14 protein-coding genes are annotated in these 20,405 nt (G+C 68.7%); 4 read left to right on the top strand and 10 right to left on the bottom strand.

The window, feature by feature from the left end:
* Positions 1-69 precede the first annotated feature (69 nt).
* Positions 70-459, top strand: a complete 390-nt coding sequence (locus ACO2Q2_RS09025; RefSeq protein ID WP_423255436.1) for a VOC family protein — start codon at positions 70-72, stop codon at positions 457-459.
* Between the two features lie 18 nt (positions 460-477).
* Here the strand turns inward: ACO2Q2_RS09025 and purF are convergent, their stop codons facing one another.
* The 5 genes from purF to ACO2Q2_RS09000 all read right to left on the bottom strand — a co-directional run bounded on the left by purF (position 478) and on the right by ACO2Q2_RS09000 (position 5,348).
* Positions 478-1,953, bottom strand: a complete 1,476-nt coding sequence (gene purF / locus ACO2Q2_RS09020) for an amidophosphoribosyltransferase (RefSeq protein WP_423255435.1) — start codon at positions 1,951-1,953, stop codon at positions 478-480.
* A 29-nt stretch (positions 1,954-1,982) separates the two neighbouring features.
* Positions 1,983-2,699 carry a CvpA family protein gene (locus ACO2Q2_RS09015; RefSeq protein ID WP_423255434.1) on the bottom strand — a complete coding sequence of 239 codons (717 nt, stop codon included), beginning with the start codon at positions 2,697-2,699 and terminating at the stop codon, positions 1,983-1,985.
* Between the two features lie 31 nt (positions 2,700-2,730).
* Positions 2,731-3,735, bottom strand: a complete 1,005-nt coding sequence (locus ACO2Q2_RS09010) for an SPOR domain-containing protein (RefSeq protein ID WP_423255433.1) — start codon at positions 3,733-3,735, stop codon at positions 2,731-2,733.
* 89 nt (positions 3,736-3,824) lie between these two features.
* The gene (gene folC, locus ACO2Q2_RS09005; protein WP_423255432.1) at positions 3,825-5,111 is read right to left on the bottom strand and encodes a bifunctional tetrahydrofolate synthase/dihydrofolate synthase; all 1,287 of its coding nucleotides are present in this window, start codon (positions 5,109-5,111) and stop codon (positions 3,825-3,827) included.
* Between the two features lie 99 nt (positions 5,112-5,210).
* Positions 5,211-5,348, bottom strand: coding sequence for a hypothetical protein (locus tag ACO2Q2_RS09000; protein WP_423255431.1), 138 nt, complete (start codon positions 5,346-5,348; stop codon positions 5,211-5,213).
* 377 nt (positions 5,349-5,725) lie between these two features.
* Here ACO2Q2_RS09000 and ACO2Q2_RS08995 point away from each other — a divergent pair, with 377 nt between their 5' ends.
* Positions 5,726-5,944, top strand: a complete 219-nt coding sequence (locus ACO2Q2_RS08995; protein WP_423255541.1) for a cupin domain-containing protein — start codon at positions 5,726-5,728, stop codon at positions 5,942-5,944.
* Positions 5,945-5,962: 18 nt separating this feature from the next.
* On the opposite strand, the gene ACO2Q2_RS08990 is transcribed toward ACO2Q2_RS08995, so the two are convergent.
* Both ACO2Q2_RS08990 and ACO2Q2_RS08985 read right to left on the bottom strand, forming a co-directional pair.
* The gene (locus ACO2Q2_RS08990; protein ID WP_423255430.1) at positions 5,963-8,062 is read right to left on the bottom strand and encodes an autotransporter domain-containing protein; all 2,100 of its coding nucleotides are present in this window, start codon (positions 8,060-8,062) and stop codon (positions 5,963-5,965) included.
* 613 nt (positions 8,063-8,675) lie between these two features.
* Positions 8,676-11,132, bottom strand: a complete 2,457-nt coding sequence (locus tag ACO2Q2_RS08985) for a TonB-dependent receptor plug domain-containing protein (protein ID WP_423255429.1) — start codon at positions 11,130-11,132, stop codon at positions 8,676-8,678.
* A gap of 200 nt (positions 11,133-11,332) precedes the next feature.
* On the opposite strand from ACO2Q2_RS08985, the gene ACO2Q2_RS08980 reads away from it, so the two are divergent.
* Positions 11,333-12,208: a DMT family transporter gene (locus ACO2Q2_RS08980; protein ID WP_423255428.1), complete on the top strand. Its 876-nt coding sequence runs from the start codon at positions 11,333-11,335 to the stop codon at positions 12,206-12,208.
* 70 nt (positions 12,209-12,278) lie between these two features.
* Positions 12,279-13,157 carry an aldo/keto reductase gene (locus ACO2Q2_RS08975; protein WP_423255427.1) on the top strand — a complete coding sequence of 293 codons (879 nt, stop codon included), beginning with the start codon at positions 12,279-12,281 and terminating at the stop codon, positions 13,155-13,157.
* Positions 13,158-13,178: 21 nt separating this feature from the next.
* Here the strand turns inward: ACO2Q2_RS08975 and ACO2Q2_RS08970 are convergent, their stop codons facing one another.
* From ACO2Q2_RS08970 to ACO2Q2_RS08960, 3 genes are all read right to left on the bottom strand, one after another.
* Positions 13,179-14,108, bottom strand: a complete 930-nt coding sequence (locus ACO2Q2_RS08970) for a 5'-nucleotidase (protein WP_423255426.1) — start codon at positions 14,106-14,108, stop codon at positions 13,179-13,181.
* 101 nt (positions 14,109-14,209) lie between these two features.
* The gene (locus ACO2Q2_RS08965; protein WP_423255425.1) at positions 14,210-14,971 is read right to left on the bottom strand and encodes an NAD kinase; all 762 of its coding nucleotides are present in this window, start codon (positions 14,969-14,971) and stop codon (positions 14,210-14,212) included.
* 191 nt (positions 14,972-15,162) lie between these two features.
* Positions 15,163-20,085, bottom strand: a complete 4,923-nt coding sequence (locus ACO2Q2_RS08960) for an NAD-glutamate dehydrogenase (protein ID WP_423255424.1) — start codon at positions 20,083-20,085, stop codon at positions 15,163-15,165.
* Positions 20,086-20,405 lie beyond the last annotated feature (320 nt).

Below are 20,405 nucleotides of genomic sequence, written 5' to 3'. Positions count from 1 at the left end.
TCTGGGTCAATAGCCGAGGTAAGGCGAAAGCGGCATAGTCATCGCTCGCCATTCTCTTGGAGCCTACGCATGGATCGCCTCGCCACCATCGAAATCAAGGCCTTTGTCCCGGCGCGCGACTATGCGCTGTCGCGGCGCTTTTACGTCGACATCGGCTTCGAGGAGAAATCCGAGGGCGATGGCGTCGCCTATTTCGCCGCCGGCGAGTGCAGCTTCCTGCTGCAGGACTTTTACCGCCCTGGTCACGCCGACAACTTTGTCATGCATCTGCTGGTGGCCGACGTCGATGCCTGGCACCAACACCTGCGCAATGAACGCATCGTCGAGCGCTACGACATCCGCCTTGACGAGCCGGAGGACCGGCCGTGGCGCATGCGTGACTTCTGCATGACCGATCCCTCCGGTGTGCTCTGGCGCATTGCCCAGAACCTGGGCGGTCGCCCGCTTGCCGATGGTTGATGCCGACAAGCGGCGCTCTCACGCCGTACGCCGCGCGGCCTTGGCGTCGTCCGAGCGCATCAGCTCGATCTGCTGCAGGTATTCCTTCTCCAGCCCGGTGACGTACTCGCCGGAGAAGCACGAGGTATCGAAGTGCTTCAGATCCTCGTTGCCGTCCTGCACGGCCCAGATCAGGTCTTCCAGATCCTGGTAGATCAGCCAGTCGGCGCCGAGCTGCGCCTCCACTTCCTGCTCGGTCCGGCCGGCGGCGATCAGCTCGCCGGCGGAGGGCATGTCGATGCCGTAGACGTTGGGGTAGCGCACCGGCGGCGCGGCCGAGGCGAAGTAGACGTTCTTGGCGCCGGCATCGCGCGCCATCTGGATGATCTGCTTGGAGGTGGTGCCGCGCACGATCGAGTCGTCCACCAGCAGCACGTTCTTCTTGCGGAACTCCAGGTCCACCGCGTTGAGCTTGCGGCGCACCGATTTCACGCGGTCGCCCTGCCCCGGCATGATGAAGGTGCGGCCGACGTAGCGGTTCTTCACCAGGCCCTCGCGAAACGGCACGCCGAGCGCGCCGGCCAGCGCGCTGGCGGCGGTGCGGGCGGTGTCGGGGATCGGGATCACCGCGTCGATGCCGTGGTCCGGGCGCAGCCGCATGATCTTCTGCGCCAGCTTCTCGCCCATGCGCAGGCGCGCCTTGTAGACCGACACGTCCTCGATCATCGAGTCGGGACGCGCGAGGTAGACGTACTCGAAGATGCACGGCGCATGCACCGCGCCATCGGCGCAGCGGCGACTGAACAGCTCGCCGTCGTCGGTGATGATCACCGCCTCGCCCGGCGCGATGTCGCGCACGCGCTTGAAGCCCAGCACGTCCAGCGCCACCGACTCGGAGGCCACCGCATACTCGCGGCCCTCGCCGGTGAGGCGCTCGCCCAGCACCAACGGGCGGATGCCGTTGGGGTCGCGGAAGGCGACCAGACCGTAGCCCAGCAGCAGCCCGATGCAGGCATAACCGCCCCGGGCACGCGCATGCACGCCGGCGACGGCCTTGAAGATGTGGTCCGGCGTGAGCGCCATGCGCTCCTGGATCTGCAGCTCGTGCGCCAGCACGTTCAGCAGCACCTCGGAGTCGGACTCGGTGTTGATGTGGCGGCGGTCCTCGTGAAACATCTCGCGCCGCAGCGACTCGGTGTTGATCAGGTTGCCGTTGTGCGCGAACGCGATGCCGTAGGGCGAGTTCACGTACAGCGGCTGCGCCTCGTCGGCGCCTTCGGAACCGGCCGTGGGATAGCGACAGTGGCCGATGCCGATGCGCCCGCGCAGGCGGCCCATCGAGGTCTCGTTGAACACGTCGCGCACCAGGCCGTTGCCCTTGTGCAGGCGCAGGCGGGATCCGTCCACGGTGGCGATGCCCGCGGCGTCCTGGCCGCGGTGCTGCAATACGGTGAGGCCGTCATAGAGCGCCGAGGCGACCTCGGTGATGCCGACAATGCCGATGATTCCGCACATGATGGTTTACGCCTGCGTGGGTGGTGCGATTACGGATGCGAGGACATGTCCGCCGGACCCGCCGAGGCGGCGGACGCCGGCGACGGCGCGGAGGATGAGGATGTGGGTGCGCGCGGCCGTCCGCGCAAGGCGGCCGGCAGGTCGCCCCGCGGGGGCGTGCCGGCGGGGCCGGGGGCGTCGAGCATGTCGCGCACGCCCTTGAGGTCCGCCGCGCCGGACAGGTCCGGCAGCCTGGGCAGGCCGTCCAGCACCTCGGGCGACGGGCGCAGATAGCGCGCCGTGCTCGCCGGCAGGTGGTGGCCGACCGCGATCGCCACCGACTGGAACTGCGGCAGCAGCAGCGACTGGCGCCACCAGGGCTCGCGAGTGACCGCGGTGAAGCCGAGCAGGAACACCATCAGCGCCACCAGCAGCACGCCGCGGGCGAAGCCGAACAGCATGCCCAGCCCGCGATCCGGGCCGGACAGCCCCGCACCCGCCACCAGCCGGCGGAAGATCGCATGGACCAGCGCACCGACGATCAGCACCGCCACCACGCAAATGCCGTAGCCGGTCGCCAGCCGCAGTTGCGGCGTGCGGATGCTGTGATCGAAATACGCCGCCACGCCCGGCCCGAACGCCCACGCCACCCAGATCGAACCGATCCAGATCGCCAGCGACAGCACCTCGGCCACCAGCCCGCGCCACAGGCCGACCAGCACCGAGACGGCCACGACGCCCGCGATGAAGTAGTCGGTCCAGTTCATCCTGCGGCGGGTCCGGGGCGACGGGCGTGGATCAGGGGACGCCGACGACGTTGCCGGCCAGACCAAGCCTGGACTTGATCTGGTCGCGCACACGCTCGGCGTCGCTGCGTTGGGTCTGCGGCCCGGCGCGCACGCGCCAGAGTTTCCTGCCGCCGACGGTCACCGAATCGACGAACCCGTCGAAGCCGTTTGCGCGCAGCTTGTCGCGCAGGGCATTGGCGTCGGACTGGCTGCTCATCGCGGCCACCTGCACCGCCCAGCCACCGGCGCGCGCGGACGCCTTCGGCGCCGCGCCGGCCGGCTCGTCGCCGGCCGGCGTGCTCGCACCGCTTTCCAGGCGTACCGGCACGCCGGCGATGCTCTGGGTGATCTTCAGTCGCGCACTCTCCGCGGCGGTGCGTGTGGCGAACGGACCCGCCTCCACCGCAGTCAGCGATTTGTCGCCCTGCTGGATGACATGACTGCTCACCGGATAGCCCAGTTTCCGCACGCGCTGCATCAGGCTGCGCGCTCCGGCGCCGGATGCGTAGGCGCTGAGGCTCAGGCTGTAGTTGCCGCGTGCCGCGGTGGCCGGCGGCAGTACCGGGGCGCTGGCCCGGGGCGACGCGCTCGCCGGCGACTGCGATTTGATCGCCGACCCGCCGGCGGCCGGCTTGACCGGTGCCGGTGCGGTGGTCGGCGCCCGACCCGCGGGAGGACTCGCGGTGTCGGCATGGCCAGCCGGCGTGGCCGCGGCACCGGTCTCCACGTCGGTGGGTCGGCGCGAGCGGATGTCGACCGTGGCCAGCCGATCGCCGCTGCCCGCCTGTGCTGCGGGGATCACCACGGCGCCCGCGCTGGCCGCGGCGGCCGGCGCGGCGGCATCCGGGTCCAGGCTCATGGTCCTGGTCTGCAGGTCGCGGTCCGGTGCCGGCGGAATGGCCAGGCTCACCGTCTGGTCGCCGGCAGCGGTGGGCGGGCTGCTCGGGAAGAACATCGGCACGAACAGCACGAGCAGCGCGATGAGAACAAAGGCTCCCAGCAGGCGAGTTTTCAAGACGGGCTCCAGGATGGGCGGGCGCGGCGCAAAGCGGCGAAATTATACCCGGCCGCGCCAGCTCTTCCGAAAATCGGCCGGTGCCGCGTTCAGGCGGCGCCGGACGCGAGCACCGCCGAGGCCACGAAGAACGAGCCGAAGGCGAGGATGCAGTCGCCCGGATGCGCCGCCATACGCGCCGCCGCAAGCGCGGCGGCCACGCCGGCGTGGGCGTCGTGCGGCGCGCCGGGCAGCGTGGCATGCAGGATGTCCACCAGCACCTGCACCGGCAACCCGCGCGGCGTGTCGAGATCCAGCCCGGCCAGGTGCCAGTGGCTGATGCGCGGCCCGAGCGCGGCGAGCACGCCCGCCACGTCCTTGTCCGACAGCGCGCCGAACACCGCATGCACGCGGCCGTGCGGCACCGCGTCCAGCCATTGCGCCAGCGCGCGCGCCGCCTGCGGGTTGTGGCCCACGTCCACGTACAGCGGCGGATCGCCGCCCAGGCACTGCAGCCTCGCGGCCACGCTCACGCGACCCAGGGCCGAGGCCAGCGTCCGCTCCAGCGAGTCACCCAGCACGCCGGCATCGAGCGCGTGCAGCGCGGCGATCGCGGCGGCGGCATTGGCGTACTGCACCGGCGCGGCCAGCGCCGGATCGGGCAGTTGCATCACCGTGCCGTCGCGATGACGCCAGCGCCAGCCGCGATCGAGCCGCTCGGCATGGAAGTCCGCACCCGCGCGCTCCACCCGCGCGCCAATCGTGGCCAGCGCCGCGAGCAGTCCGGCCGGCGGCTGCATCTCGCCGACGATCGCCGGCCGCCCGGCGCGCGCGATGCCGGCCTTCTCGCGGCCGATGCTGTCGCGATCCGGCCCCAGCCAGTCCACGTGGTCGAGGTCGACGGTGGTGATCACCGCCACGTCGGCGTCGACGATGTTCACCGCGTCCAGCCGGCCGCCCAGCCCCACTTCCAGCACGGCCACGTCGACCCCGGCGCGGGCGAACAGGTCCAGCGCGGCCAGCGTGCCGAACTCGAAATAGGTCAGCCGGATCGGCGCGTCCGGACCCTGCATGCGCGCCGCCTCGATGCGCTCGAACGCGGCGACCAACGAGGCATCACCGACGTCGCGTCCATCAACGCGCACCCGTTCGTTGTAGGCCAGCAGATGCGGCGAGGTGAACGCGCCGGTGCGCCGGCCGGCGGCCTGCAGCATCGCTTCCAGCAGCGCGACGGTGGAGCCCTTGCCGTTGGTGCCGCCCACGGTGATCACGTGCCGCGCGATCCGCGGCGCGCCCATGCCTTGCCATACGGCGCGCACCCGATCGAGCCCCAGCTCGATGCTGCGCGGGTTCACGCCTTCCTGATAGGCGAGCCATTCGGCGAGGGTGCGGGTCATCACGGATCCGGAGGAGAAAAGACGTCAGGCGCCCAGCGGACACAGCACGCACCCGGCAGCGCCGGCTCGCCGACATAGAACACCCCGTCCAGCATCGCCTCAGCCGCCGGGAACCCGGGCGATCCAGTCGTTGCGGTTGTCGTGGCTGCCGACGCGACCGATGCGCCCGTCGCGGATGTCGAAGCACGCGCCGCCCGGCAGCAGGTGGCGCTGGATCAGGGCGATGGTGTCGGACATGACGGGCGCTTCCGGAGCGGGGATGAAGCGCGAAGTCTAAGCCATCGCATCCCTCGCGCGGCACCACGCGCGTCGCTGCTGTCGCGGGAAATTCCGGATTCGGCGCGGGTCAGAGGCCGAACCGGTCCAGGGCGCCGGCGATGCGTTCCCGCAGCACCGTCGAATGCATCGGGAAGGCGCGGAAAAAGTCCGCACGGGTCAGCGCCGGGTTGCGCGCACGCACGTCGCGTAGTTCGGACTGATCGACGTGGCCCGCTCCAGCCACAGCAGGCTGCTGTGCAGATCGCCCTCGAGCCAGAAGCTGCGCCCCATCGCGTAGTTGATGAAAGGATCGATCGGATCCAGCTCCAGGCCATGCAGCGCAGAGCGTCGCGAGCCTGTGCCCCTCCCCGCACTGGGGATATGTGCTCGAGGGCGAGCTCACCGTGACCTATGCCGACGGCCGCACCGAACAGGCCGCGTGCGGCGACCTGTTCTATTGGCCGGCGGGCCACACGGTGAAGGTCGACCGCACGGCGGAGGTCATCCTCTTCAGCCCGCAGCACGAGCACAGCCGCGCGATCGATCACATGCTGCACAAACTGGCACCATCCTGACGCGATCGCACCGCGGGTCTACAGGCGCATGGTTGCCCGCAGCATGACCTGGCCGGCGCTGAAGCGCTGGCTGTGCTGGTAGTCGTAACCGGCCTCGAACGACCACGCGCCGTCGCCGGCCACCAGCACGCTGGCGCCCACGTCCACGATGTTGCGCCCCGTGTTCACGCCGCTGGCATTGAACTGCGGGCCGCCGCTGACGAAGGCCGCGGTGCTGCCAGCCGCCTGCCCATCGAACGCGTGCAGCCAGGTGGCATGGATTTCCGGACGGATGATGCGCGAGCCGGACGACACCAGGTCGCGGGCCAGCTTCACGCCCAGGCCGGACTGGGTGAAATTCTGGTTGCGCGCGTCCACGCGCAGATCCACCGAGTTCCCGCCCGTCTCGGCATAGCCTGCGACCTTCATCCGGGTGTGCTGGATCGTGGCGAACGGCGTGAGGACGGTACGGCCGTCGTCCAGGCGGTAGTGATAGCCGGCGGTGCCGAAGGCGGTGTACTGGCGTCCGCTGTAGTGGGCCCGCGCCGTCTCGTTGATGCCCGTGAAAACGACCTGGCGCGAGCTCGTGTAGTTGTCGTGTCCGTAAACCAGGTCGCCGTTGAAGAACCAGTTGCCCGGCGCGTAGCCCAGGTACACCGAGGCCTGGCGCGAACGCACGTCGCCGTGGCTGCGCTGCGACAGGCCGTCGAGCGCGGAGCGGGCGTAGCGCAGGCTGCCGCCGAACGTGAGCGACGGACTCAGCGGCATGTCGTAACCGAGGATCAGGCCGCCGCTGTTGTCCGAATAGCCTTCATAGCCATTGGCGCCACGCTGGGTGCCGGCAAATCCGAAGCCGGCGGCCCACAGCTGCGGACGCCGGCTGGTGAGGCACGGCGAATCCTGCCCGTCATGCGCGGGTGCGCGGTCGTTGCGGGTACTGGCCAGGGCGCAGCTCTGCTGCGTGGCGTCCAGGTGCGAGGCCCACAGCTGCTCCAGCTGCTGGGTGGCGCGATAGCTGGCCTGTGGCGAGGCCAGGCTCACCGCGTCGGGCTGCAGCTGCGCGAGCGCGTCGGCCACCTGGGTGGCGGTGGGCAGCAGGGTGATCGCCGTCAGCAGCGGCATGCTGGCCGGCGTCAGCGGCAGCGCGTCGATCACCGGCGCGATCACCGGCGCGGCCGGGTTGCCCACCGGGGCAACCACGTCCGCCAGCGGAACCTGCGTGGCCATGATCTGCACCAGGCCGTTGGTGGTGGGGGCAGCGGAGAACAGGTAGCGGGTGGTGTTGCTGGTGGCGGTCACCGTGCTGCCGCTGGTGCCGCTGGTGGCATCGACGATGTTGAAGAGGCTGCCCACCGCGATCGGCCCGGTCACGCTCACGCTCACCGTGAGCGCGTTGCCGATGCTGGCCGCGCCCACCGGCACGATCTTGCCGTACAGGCTTTCGCTGAAGATGGTGGTGTTGATGGTGCCGGCGACGGGGATCGCGAATGCACCGGCGACATTCAAGGTATTCGTGCCGAGCGTGTAGCTGGCTGCCTGCGCCTGGCCGGTGATCAGCGCGTTGCCGCCCGTGAGGGTGATCTGCTTCAGCCCGCTGGACGCACCGACCGCACCATCGATGATGCTGTCGGCGTTGAGCGTGAGCGTGCCGGTGCCGGCGCCGGCCGTGTTGGTGATGGCGGCCTTGACGGTCTGCCCGGCGCCCACGTTGATGAAACCGTCACCGCCGAAATCCATGGTGGAACCGGTGTTGCTGGTGAAGCCGCCGTTGAAGTTCACGATGCCCGTGCCGGCCAGCGAAAACGTGGTGGAGTACACCGGGCCGTTGAAGGTCACCGTGTTGCCCGCGGTGCCGGCGGAGATGCCCAGGAAGGTCGAGCCCGCGCTGCCCACGAAACCGGTCACCGTCGAGCTGTTCATGAACGCAATGCTGGCCGTATTGGCGGCATCGGTAGTGATGGCTCCGCCGGCCTCGTTCTGGGTGTTGATGTCCTGCTGACCGACCGTCAGCAGGCCCGGCCCCTGCGTCTGCACGCCGGTGGCCACGCCCACCGGACCGACCACGCCCGGCAGCACGACCACTTCGTGCGCCACGGCCATGGGCAGCCAGGCGAGCATCGCCGAACTGAGGACGGACATGGAGATCTGCTTCTTAAGGTTTTTCATGGAATGCCTCGGGAGATTGGGGTGACTCGCTCTGGGTGAGCGGGTGCAATGAGTCGGCATCCCCGTTTGGCGTATCACCCCGGAGGCAAACTGGTCGGACATGCGCCCGAGGCCGGCCCGGCCCGACCAGGAAAGGGTCGCGCCGAGATGGAGGCCATCGGAGCCCCGGCATGGCATGCCGGTACAGGTAAGGCATCGGGGCGGCGCATGCCGCTGCTACAGGGAGGGCGCTCGCCGACGGATCCGGCGAGGCGTACTGGCAGGGAGGCTTCGGCGTAGCCGCGCTCGACACCAGCCTGCCGAGTATCCGGTTTGCCGGTGAATGCCACGTGCATGCGCTTGGGACACCATCGGCACCGGCTCGACCGAGCCGGCTTTCAATGGTCGCCGGCGCGACGGACCTCGATCCGCGCGGACCATCCACGCCAGCGCGCAGCGCGGCCGTCGGGCCGCCATGCACCCACCCCGCCCGACCTTCCCGCTTGCAAGCCCGATGCGACCCTGGCTGACTTTGCCTGCCCCGTACATGACGACGCCGCGCAGTTCCCTGCGCGGCGTCGATACACGGAGTGCCCGGTGCGGGCGGTCAGAACTGGAAGTCGACCCGTGCGAAGTAGTAGCCGCCGTTGATGCCGAACGGCAACGTCTCCCAGCCGTAGGTGAAGCCCAGCTGCGGGAACGGGAAGCCAGTCTGCGGATTCCACTTGTCCGGATAGGTGTCGAACACGTTGTCGGCACCCACCGTCACCCGCGCATGCTTCGAGAAACGGTAGACCACCGCCACGTCCTCCAGCCATTTGCCGCCCCAGGTCTGCTTGATGCCCGGGGTGAAGCCCTGGCCGGTGACCGAGCCGAAGTAGTTGGCGCGCAGGGTCAGGTCCCACGGACCGTCGTGGTACACGCCCTGCAGGATGTGGTGCTGGCGCGGCTGGCCCTGCTCGACCAAGGTCACCTGGGTGTCGTCGAACAGCTGCGAGGGGCTGAGGATCGGCGACTCGGACTTGCGCCTGGTCACCTTGGTCTTGTTGTAGTTCATCGCCGCGGTCAGATCGAGGCTGGCGCCGCCGTCGAACGCGATGCCCTTCTGCACCACCAGGTCGGCACCAGTGGTGCGGGTGTCGATGGCGTTGGTGAAGAACAGCACCTGGCCCACGCCAATCGGGTCGAGGATCGCGGCGATCGGGCAGTTGGCGTTGTTCGCCGCGCACGGCTGGCCGTCGGTACCCACCGACTCCGGCACGATGTTGCTGGAGAAGATGATCCGGTTCTTGATATCGATCCGGAACAGGTCCAGCGTCATCGTCAGGTCGTTGGTCGGCGTGTACACGAAGCCCAGCGTGCCGCTGCGCGAGGTCTCCTGCTTGAGCGGCTGGATGCCGAACGCGCGGGTGACGCTGCTGTTCTGGCGCGCGGTCAACGTATCGGTGAGCACGCCCTGCGGATTGAGGTTGGTCGAGCGCTGGCTGTAGTACATCTGCTGCACGCCCGGCGCGCGGAAGCCGGTGGCCAGCGTGCCGCGCACGGCAAACCGGTCGCTGGCGTCGAAGCGGGCCGAGAACTTGCCGGTGGTGGTGCCGCCGAAGTCGGAATAGTGCTCATAGCGACCGGCCGCACCCAGCAGCAGCCGATCGGTGACCTGCGACTCGGTGTCCACGTAGGCCGCCCAGTTGCTGCGCCCGGCGTTCACTGCCTCGCTCGGCGAGAAGCCCGGAAAACCCTGGATGCCCGGCTGCGCGATGTCGCCGGTCTGGCCGTAGATCGGAATGCTGCGGTCGTTGGTGCGACCGTAGATGTACGACACCGGATCGCCCGGGGTGATCGCGTACACGTCACGGCGCCATTCCAGGCCGGTGGCCACATCGAGCTGGTCGTTGCCGATGCCCCAGTCGATCGGACCGCGCACGTCCATGTTCGCCACCGTCTCGTTGAGCTTCAGGGTGCCGGTGTTGGCCGAGGTCGGCGAGCTGGCGTAGATGCCGCCGGAACCGTTCGGCTCGTACCACCAGCTCACGTTGACCGAATGCTTCTCGTCGAAGCCGAAGGTGTTGCGACCGCGGTCGATCGAGAAATCCAGGTCCCAGGTGTCGCTGATCGGGGTGCGGTAGCCGGCCACGATCGAGGCGTCCTTCACCGTGGTGACGATGTTCGGCAGGAACCCGTTCGGGTACAGCGCCGGCACCGTGCGGTTGTCGCCGGCCGAGCGGAAGAAACCGAACGAGCTGCCGGTACGCCTGGACAAGCCGCCGAACCAGTACAGCTCGCCCTTGCCGATCGGCAGGCCACCGTTGAACCAGAAGTAGCGATCCTTGGCCCTGGCATCGCCCAGGTGCTGGGTGACGCGCGGCGGGTTCGCGCGCAACGTGTCGGGGCCGGCACGGTTGGTTTCGCCGCGGTCGCGGTACTCGACGGTCAGGTTGAGGTAGCCGTCCTTGCCTAGCTTGAAGCCGGTGTTGGCGCCCACCTGCTTCACCAGGCCGTCGCCCTGGTAGGTCTGGCCGAGGCTGGACGACACGTAGGTCACGTCGGTCTGCTTCTTGAGCACGATGTTGATCACGCCGGAAATCGCATCGGAGCCGTACTGCGCCGCCGCGCCGTCGCGCAGCACCTCGATGCGCTCGATGGCGGAAATCGGGATGGCGTTGATGTCGGTGCCGGCCGAGCCGCGGCCGATCGTCTGCTGCACGTTCACCAGCGCCTGCTGATGGCGGCGCTTGCCGTTCACCAGCACCAGCACCTGGTCCGGGCCCAGGCCGCGCAGCGTGGCCGGGCGGATGATGTCGGTACCGTCGCTGACGAAGGTACGCGAGAAATTGAAGCTCGGCTCCAGCAGCTGCAGCGCCTGGCCCACCTCGGTCACACCGGCGTTTTCCAGTTGCTCGCGACCGATCACGTCGACCGGCGCCGACGTCTCCGCCGCCGTGCGCTCCTTGGCGCGCGAGCCGATCACCTGCACTTCCTGCAGCTCGGTGACCTTCTTCGTGCCGGCTGCCGCCGGCGCCGCCTGCTGCGCATGCAGCGGCACCGCCAGCACTGAAATCCCCATGGCAGGGCGAGACTACCCACGCGGATGGTGCACCGGCAATGCCCGGCCGAACGGTGCGAGCCCGGAGCCTTCCCCGCGCTTCATGCCGATGGCCCGGCGGTGGCGTGCGCGGCTCCGCTCCGGTCGAACGACCGGCACGGCGTCCTGTCGCGGTGCCGGCCTGTGGGACAATGCCCGCCGCATTCCCCTCTCGGATTTCCATGCGAAAAGGCGTCGTCCTCGGTTTTGCCTGCTACGCCGCCTACGCCATCAGCGATGCCTGCGTGAAATCGCTGCACGGCGCACTGCCGGCCTACGAGACGGCATTCTTCGGGGCATTGCTGTGCCTGGGCGTCCTGCCGCTGATCCGCTCGCCGGGCGACCGGCTGCGCGATGTGGTGATCGCCAGGCGCCCCGGCCTGTGGTGGATACGCGCCGTGACGGGCGGTATCTGCAACATCGCCGCGGTGGTCGCCTTCACCCGGCTGCCGATGGCCGAAACCTTCGCGCTGATCTTCCTCATGCCGATCTTCGTCACCCTGCTTTCCGTGGTCTTTCTCAAGGAACACGTGGGCTGGCGGCGCTGGACCGCCGTGGTCACCGGCTTCGTCGGCGTGCTGGTGGTGTTGCGACCGGGATTCCGCCAGCTCGGGCTGGGTCATTTCGCGGCCATCCTGTGCGGTCTGTCCGGCGCGGTGTCGATGGTCGCCATGCGTCTGGCCGGACCGCACGAGAAGCGCATCAGCCTGTACGGCGCCGGGGTGGCGGGCCCCCTCCTGATCGGCGGGCTGCTGATGCTGCCGCATTTCATGTGGCCGGACCGGCACACCTGGCTGCTGCTGCTCGGCTACGGCCTGATGCAGGGACTGGCGGGTGTGCTGCTCATGCTGGCCACCCTGCTCGCCCCGGCCAACCGCATCGCGCCGACTCAGTACAGCCAGATGCTGTGGGCGATCGGTTTCGGCTACTGGCTATTCGGCGACCGGCTCGACTGGCCCATGCTGGTCGGCATCGCGCTGATCCTCGGCGCCGGCTTGTTCACACTGGTACGCGAAGAGCAGGTCACGCCGTGGTGGCGTCGGCAAAAGCTGGTCTAGTGTGGTGTTGCACGCTTGTTGCCCATGACACGGGTTGGCAGACTGGCCCGCCCTGCCCCGCACGCACGCCATGACGCAACCCGCTCTTGCACTTTCCACCGTCGTCGCCGGCCTGTGGCGGCTTGCCGACTGGAACCTCGATGTCGCCGCCCGCGTGCGCTGGATCGAACAGGCGCTGGAGCTGGGCATCACCAGCTTCGACCACGCGGACATCTACGGCGACTATCGGGCCGAGGCGCTGTTCGGCGAGGCGCTGAAAGCGGCGCCCGCGTTGCGCGGTCGCATGCAGCTGGTAAGCAAATGCGGCATCCGGCTGCGCTGCGCCGATCGCCCGTACCGGGTGAACCACTACGACACGGGCGCCGCCTACGTGCGGGCGCAGGTGGAGCAGTCGCTGGTCAACCTGCAAACCGATCGGCTCGACCTGGTGCTGATCCATCGCCCCGACTACCTGATGGACGCGGCCGCACTGGCCGCTACCTTCCGCACGCTCACCCGCGAGGGAAAGGTGGCGCACTGGGGCGTGTCCAACCACAGCGCCAGCCAGTTCGCCCTGCTGTACCAACACCATCCGCTGCTGACCAACCAGTTGGAGCTGTCGCCGCTGGCGCTGCAGGCGCTGGACGACGGCGCCCTGGACCAGGCCCAGCAGTTGGGCCTGCATCCGATGATCTGGTCGCCCCTGGGCGGTGGACGGCTGTTTGCCGGCGACGACGCGCAGGCCGTGCGCGTGCGCCAGACCATGCAGCCGATCGCCGCAAGGCTCGGCATCAGCCTCGCCACGCTGGCCTATGCCTGGATCCTGCGCCATCCCTCACGCCCGCATCCCATCACCGGCAGCGGTCGCATCGACGGCCTGCGCGAGGCCGTCGTCGCGCTCGACGTCAGTCTCGAAGCCGAGGACTGGTACGCGATCTGGACGGCCGGCAAGGGGCATCCGGTGCCTTGAGAGGCAAGAAGCGAGGAGTGGTCACTTCTGGCGATTGCTCACGCCGTGCGGCACGTGGCCGGTCGCCACGTGCTTGCGGGCGGACTCCACGTTGGCCGGCGAATCGTCGAAGAAAATGTCGGCGCCGAAGGCGTCGAGGAACGGTCCCTTGTCGCGGCCGCCGAGGAACAGCGCCTCGTCGATGCGCACGCCCCACTTGCGCAGGGTGAGGATCACCCGCTTGTGCGCCGGCGCGGAACGGGCGGTGACCAGCGCGGTGCGGATCGGCGAGTTCTCGGCCGGGAAGGCGGCCTGCAGGCGGTGCAGCGCGGTAAGGAACCCGCGGAACGGTCCGACCGACAGCGGCTCGGCGGCACGCTCGCGTTCGTTGCGATGAAACGCGTCGAGCCCTTCCTCGCGCGACACCCGCTCGCCCTCGTCGCCGAAGATCACCGCATCGCCGTCGAAGGCGATGCGCAACTGCTCGCTGGCACGCGGAGGCGCCGTGCTGGGGAGAATGGTGGCTGCGGCAACCCCGGCGGCCAGCGCGCGGCCGACATCCTCGGCATTGGCGGAGAGGAACAGGTCGGCCTTGAACGGCGCGATGTAGTCGGAGGTGGGCGCGCCGCTGGTGAACGCGGCACGGCTGATCTCCAGTCCGTAGTGCTGGATCGCGTTGAAGATGCGCAGCCCGGTGTCGCCGGAATTGCGCGACAGCAGGATCACCTCCACCGGCGGCACGTCGCCGGCCAGCCGGTTGAGACCGAGCAGCTTCTGCACCAGCGGAAACGCCACGCCGGGCTTGAGGATCTCGTCCTCGTGCTCGATCTGGAAGCTGCGGTAGGCGTCCAGGCCGTCGCGCTCGAACAGCGCGTGGCTGTCGCCGAGGTCGAACAGCGCGCGCGAGGAAATCGCCACCACCAGGCGGTTGTCGCCGGATGCGGAGGGGTCGTGGGCAGTGGCTCGGGACATGCGGGCAATCTAGCGCAACGGGCGAGCAGGATGAGAGTGAATGAGGAGTGGTGATGACGAGGCCCGGCTCTGCTGCTGGCTCGCCACTCCCCGCGCGGAGCTCAATCGGGGGCGAACTGTTCGTCGAGAATCCGCTGCTCGAGGTTGTGCTCGGGATCGAACAGCAATCGCACGCCATGCTCGCGCGACTGCCGGATCAGCACCTCGCGCGCATGGCGCACCTCGTGGAAATCGGCGGTGGCGCTCACCGGCCGCTTGCCCGGATCGAGCACGCGCAGCCCCACTTCGGTGAGGTGCGGCAGGATCGCGCCGCGCCAGCGGCGTGGGCGGAACGGGCTGATCGGCGTGAGCGCCAGCACGTTGGCGTCCAGCGGCAGGATCGGCCCGTGGGCGGACAGGTTGTAGGCGGTGGAGCCGGCCGGCGTGGATACCAGGATGCCGTCGCAGATGAGGTTGGCCAGCTTCACCGTGCCGTTGAGCCGTACTTCCAGGTGCGCGGCCTGATTGCTCTGGCGCAGCAGCGACACCTCGTTGAAGGCGATCGCCGAGACCGTCTCGCCATCGGCATGGGTGGTGCGCATCTCCAGCGGATACAGCGTGGCGAGGTGGGCCAGAGCGATGCGCTCCGGCAGGTCGTCCAGCCGGTGCTTGTTCATCAGGAAGCCGACCCGGCCCAGCTTCATGCCGTACACCGGCAGGTGCAGGTCGCGATACGCATGCAGCGTGCGCAGCATGAAGCCGTCGCCGCCCAGCGCCACGATCACCTCGGCGTCGGCGGCCGGCACATCGCCGTACTGCTCGATCAGTTTGCGCCGCGCCTGCTGGGCGACCGGGGTTTCGCTGGCGACAAAGGCAAAGCGCATGGATGTGAATGAGTGAAAACGGCCGGCCGAGCTTACCGTAGGAGCCCACCCCGTGCGCGAATGCCCCCTGCGGGAGCGGCTTCAGTCGCGACGCCTCTGTCTTGATGCAGCATCAGAACAAGAGCGTCGCGACTGAAGTCGCTCCCACACACAAAAAAATCAATCGCGCACCAAGGGCCGCTGCCGGCCGGTCAGTTCACCGGCACCTGCGCAAGCTGCGCCAGCCGACGGACCGCGACCGAGGCGATCGGGTAGTCCGCGTTCTGCGTGAGGATCTCCGCCAGCATGCTGCGGGTGTACCTGAGCGTGGCGTCGTCGCGCTCAAGCCACGCCTGCACCGGCGAGCGGTCGGTGCGCTCGCCGCACAGCGCCAGTACCTGCAGCGACAGCGCGCGGTGCTGGTGGTTGAGCTCGTCCAGCAGCGAACCGCGCGCCTGCGCATGCCAGTGGCCTTCCACCGGCAGCGCCTCGATCTGGTCGCGCAGCCACTCCAGGTCCAGCGCCTCGCCCAGCTCGTAGAACACGCTGGCCACGCGGGCGATCGGCGCTCCGCTGTGCTGCGCCACCTCGACCATGTCCAGCGCCGCGCGCAATTCGGACAAGCGCGCCAGACGCACCGACAGTTCGGTCGGCAGGCCCAGGCCCTCCCACTTCTCCTGGCTGGACTCGAAGTCGCCGCGACCGGTGTCGGTGAGCGCGGCCGGCAGCGCCTTGCGCAGCTCGCTCACGTGGTTCTGGTAGCGCTCCACGTTGGCGGCGATGTCCAGCGTGCCGCCCGGACGGTTGAGCAGCCAGCGCGTCATGTGGCGCAGCAGGTTCCAGATCTGCAGGATCGCGTCGATCTGTGTGTTCTCGGCCACCTGGCCGTCCAGTGCCTCGATCTGCGCCCACAGCTCGCGTGCATCGAGGATTTCGCGCGCCGCGGTGTACGCCTTGGCGATCGCCGCCGGCTCCTGCCCGGTGTCCTCCTGCATGCGCATCATGAAGGTGGCACCCATGCGGTTGATCGTCGAGTTGGTCACCGCGGTGGCGATGATCTCGCGCTTGAGGCGATGGCGCTGCATGTGCTCGGTGTATTTCTCGTGCAGCGGCTCGGGGAAGTAGCGCACCAGTTCCTTGGAGAGGTAGGGATCCTCCGGCACGTCCGAGTCGAGCAACTGCTGGAACAGCTTGATCTTGTCGTAGGACAGCAGCACCGCCAGCTCCGGTCGGGTCAGGCCCTGGCCGCGGGCCTTGCGCTCGGCCAGCTCGGCGTCGCTGGGCAGGTTCTCCACCTGGCGATCGAGCAGGCCCTCGGCCTCCAGCGTGCGGATGAAGTGCGCCATCGAGCCGATGCGCTTGATCGACTGGTGCTCCATCAGGGTGATCGCCTGGTTCTGGCGATAGTTGTCCCACAGCACCAGCTCGCCTACCTCGTCGGTCATCGCGCGCAGCAGGTCGTTGCGCGCCTCGTCGGTGAGTTCGCCGCGCTGCACGGCGTCGCCGAGCAGGATCTTGATGTTCACCTCGTGGTCGGAGGTGTCCACGCCGGCGGAGTTGTCGATGAAGTCGGTGTTGAGCAGCACGCCGTGCTGGGCGGCTTCGATGCGGCCCTTCTGGGTCATGCCCAGGTTGCCGCCCTCGCCCACCACCTTGCAGCGCAGCTCGGCGCCGTTGACGCGCAGCGCGTTGTTGGCGCGGTCGCCGACGTCGGCGTGGGTTTCGCTGGTCGCCTTGACGTAGGTGCCGATGCCGCCGTTCCACAGCAGGTCGACCGGCGCCTTGAGGATCGCGCTGAGCAGCTCGGTCGGCGCCATGTGGGTGGCATCGCCCTTGATGCCGAGCACCGCGCGCACTTCCGGCGACACCGGGATCGACTTGGCACTGCGCGGGTACACGCCGCCGCCGGCGGAGATCAACGATTTGTCGTAGTCCTCCCAACTGGAGCGCGGCAGCTTGAACATGCGCTCGCGTTCGGCGAACGAGCGTTGCACGTCCGGGTTCGGATCGAGGAACACGTGGCGGTGGTCGAACGCGGCCACCAGCTTGATGTGGCGCGACAGCAGCATGCCGTTGCCGAACACGTCGCCAGACATGTCGCCGATGCCCACGCAGGTGAAGTCCTGCGTCTGCGAGTTCCGGCCCAGCGCGCGGAAGTGGCGCTTCACCGACTCCCACGCGCCCTTGGCGGTGATGCCCATCGCCTTGTGGTCGTAGCCGTTGGAGCCGCCCGAGGCGAACGCGTCGCCCAGCCAGAAACCGTGCGCCACCGAGATCGTGTTGGCGATGTCGGAGAATGTGGCCGTGCCCTTGTCGGCGGCCACCACCAGGTACGGATCGTCCTGGTCGTGGCGCACCACGTCGTGCGGCGGCACCACCTGGCCCTCGACCAGGTTGTCGGTGATGTCGAGCAGGCCGGCGATGAACAGGCGGTAGCAGGCGATGCCCTCGGCCTGCTGCGCGTCGCGGTCACCGCCTTCGGGCGGATTCTTCACGTAGAAGCCACCCTTCGAGCCGACCGGCACGATCACCGTGTTCTTCACCATCTGCGCCTTCACCAGGCCCAGCACCTCGGTGCGGAAATCCTCGCGGCGGTCGGACCAGCGCAGGCCGCCGCGCGCCACCGGGCCGAAGCGCAGGTGCACGCCTTCCACCCGCGGCGAGTACACGAAGATCTCGCGGTACGGCACCGGCTTGGGCGCATCGGGCACGCGGTGCGAGTCGAACTTGAAGCTGATGTACGGCCGGAACTGGCCGTCCCACTGCTGGAAGTAGCTGGTGCGCAGCGTGGCGCCGATCACGTCCAGGTAGCTCTTGACGATGCGCTCATCGTCGAGGCTGGCCACGTCGTCCAGCAGCGTGCGCAGTGCGTCGGTCAGCACCTGCACCTGCTCGTTGCGCGGGCGGGCCAGGCAAGCCACCATGCCGTCGACCAGCTCCGGCTGCGCGTGGCGGGTGGCCTCGGGAATCAGCGCCAGCATCTCGCGGCGCAGGTCGTCGCCGGCACGCGCCAGTTCCTTGCCGGTGAGCTGTTCGCGGCGCGGATCGAATTTGGCATGGAACAGCTCGATCAGCACGCCGGCGATCGCCGGGTAGCGGTTGAGCGTGGCTTCCATATAGGTCTGCGAGAACGCGATGCCCACCTGCTGCAGGTACTTGCAGTAACCGCGCAGCACGGCCACATGGCGCCAGTCGGCCTGGGCGAACAGCACCAGGTTGTTGAAGCCATCGCTCTCGGCCTGGCCGCGCCACAGCGCCTCGAACGCGCGCTCGAAGCGCTCGCGCACGTGCTCCAGCTCGAAGCTCAACGGCTGCTTGGGCTTGAGCTCGAAGTCGTGGATGGTCAGCGGATGCTCCTGGCTCTCCAGGCTGTAGACGTGCTCGGCGAGCATGCGCACGCCCATGTTTTCCAGCATCGGCAGCGCCTCGGAAAGCGGAATCGGCTCGCCGAAATGGATCACCTTGAAACGCAGCGAGCCGTCCTCGTGCCGGTACAGCGACATGCGGATCGCATCGTCGCCGTCCAGGCTGGCCAGCGCCACGATGTCGGCGGCCGCCACGGCCGGCGCCACCTCGTCGATGTAGCCCGGCGGCATGGCACGCGCGTAGCGGTTGGCCAGCACCACGCCCTGGTGGGGGCCGAGCTGGCGCACCAGCAGGTCGCGCACCTCGTCGTACCAGTTGCGCACGATGCGCGCCACGCCCTCTTCGAGCGCATGCAGGTCATAGCTCACCTGCTCGCCCACGCGCGGGCGCACCACCACGTAAAGGCGCGCCAGCGCGGCCTCGCCCATCTGCACCGCCGAGTCCAGTTCCTCGCCGTGCAGCGCGTCGCGCAGCAGCGCCTCGATGCGCTCGCGCACCGTGGTGTTGAAGCGTTCGCGCGGCACGAACACCATGCAGGTGAAGAAGCGGCCGTAGCGGTCGCGGCGAACGAACAGGCGGGTGTGCGCACGCTGGCGCAGTTCCAGGATGCCGCTGACCGCCTGGTAGAGCTCGTCCTCGTTGGACTGGAACAGCTCTTCGCGCGGCAGGGTTTCCAGCGTGTGGCGCAGCGACTTGCCCGAGTAGGAGTCGCGCTTGAGGCCGGAGCGATCCAGCACTGCCTCGACCTTCTGGCGCACCAGCGGTACATCCTGCGGACGGGCCATGTATGCGTTGGACGAGAACAGCCCGAGGAAGCGCTGCTCGGCCACCGGCTTGCCGGCGGCGTCGAAGCGCAGCACGCCGACGTAATCCATGTGCCCCGGGCGATGCACCAGCGAGCGGGCGTTGGTCTTGGTGAGGATCACCGGCTCGATGACGCCGGCGCTGGCCGCATCGCGCCGGCCCAGCGAGCTCAGCGAACGCGGCGCGAGCGAGCGCTCGTTGCCGGCAAGAATGCCCAGCCCGGAACCCGCCACCGACTGCAGCACCTCGCCCGCCTCGCCCTGGCGCACTTCGTATTCGCGATAGCCGAGGAAGGTGAAGTTGTCCTCGGCCAGCCAGCGCAGGAACTCGCCCGACTCCCGCGCAAGCTGGTCGGGAAGGCCGGCGCGCGACGGCAGCTCGGCGGCAATCGCCAGCGCCCGGTCGCGCATGGCCACCCAGTCGCGCACGGCCAGGCGCACGTCGTCCAGTGCCGTCTCGATGCGCGCCTTCAACGCCTCCTGCGGCTCGCCGTCGCCCAGGCGATCGATTTCGAAATGCATCACCGACTCGGCCGCCGCGGCATCGTCGCCCAGCGCCAGCAGCTGGCCGTCGCCGTCGCGGGTCACCTTCACCACCGGGTGGATCACGGCGTGGATCTGCAACTCGCTCGCCAGGATCATGCTCACCGTGTCGACCAGGAACGGCATGTCATCGGTGACCACCTCCACCACGCTGCGGCCGTCATGGCCGTGCACCGGGTTGATCACGCGCACCGAGGCGCAGCCGGGCTGGCGCAGGCCCATGAAGTCGAGCAGATCGAGCAGCAGCTCGGCCCACTGGGCCGGGGTGTGCAGTGAATGGTCGCCGGCGGCGAGTCGGGCGAAAAAGGCGCGGATAAAAAATTGCGCCTCCTGGAGGCGCTGGGCGGGCAATTCCTTTTTGCTGATTTCTTCGGCTACAGCTGCTGCGAGAGAGACGTTTTCGGCCGCGCGGATCGCATTCATGGCTTCTACTGTTCAGTGGATACAGAAGGGGGAGCAAAAAGCCTGCAAAGAATACGCTTCGCCATCGGCCGAATCCACCGCGGGGCGCGGCCTGACGCCATGCCGGGCGCATGGAAAACCGGTCTCGGCCAACCATCGATTCGCGCTGCGGTGCAATAGAAACGTCACGTCGTACAACAGTCGACATGTCCGGTCGCGGCACCGTGTACGGACGTCGACCCGGGCTGGTCGACGATCCGGGCTGGTCGACGATCTGTCGCCGCATCCATCGGCGGCGGGCTGCCCGCAAATCGGTTCTGCCCACAAGTCATGCCTTGCCT

It is taken from the genome of Dyella sp. KRB-257, assembly GCF_049445995.1.
Classification (GTDB): domain Bacteria; phylum Pseudomonadota; class Gammaproteobacteria; order Xanthomonadales; family Rhodanobacteraceae; genus Dyella_A.
Note: the sequence above shows the minus strand (reverse complement) of the source record. Positions and strands in the feature narration are given on the sequence as shown.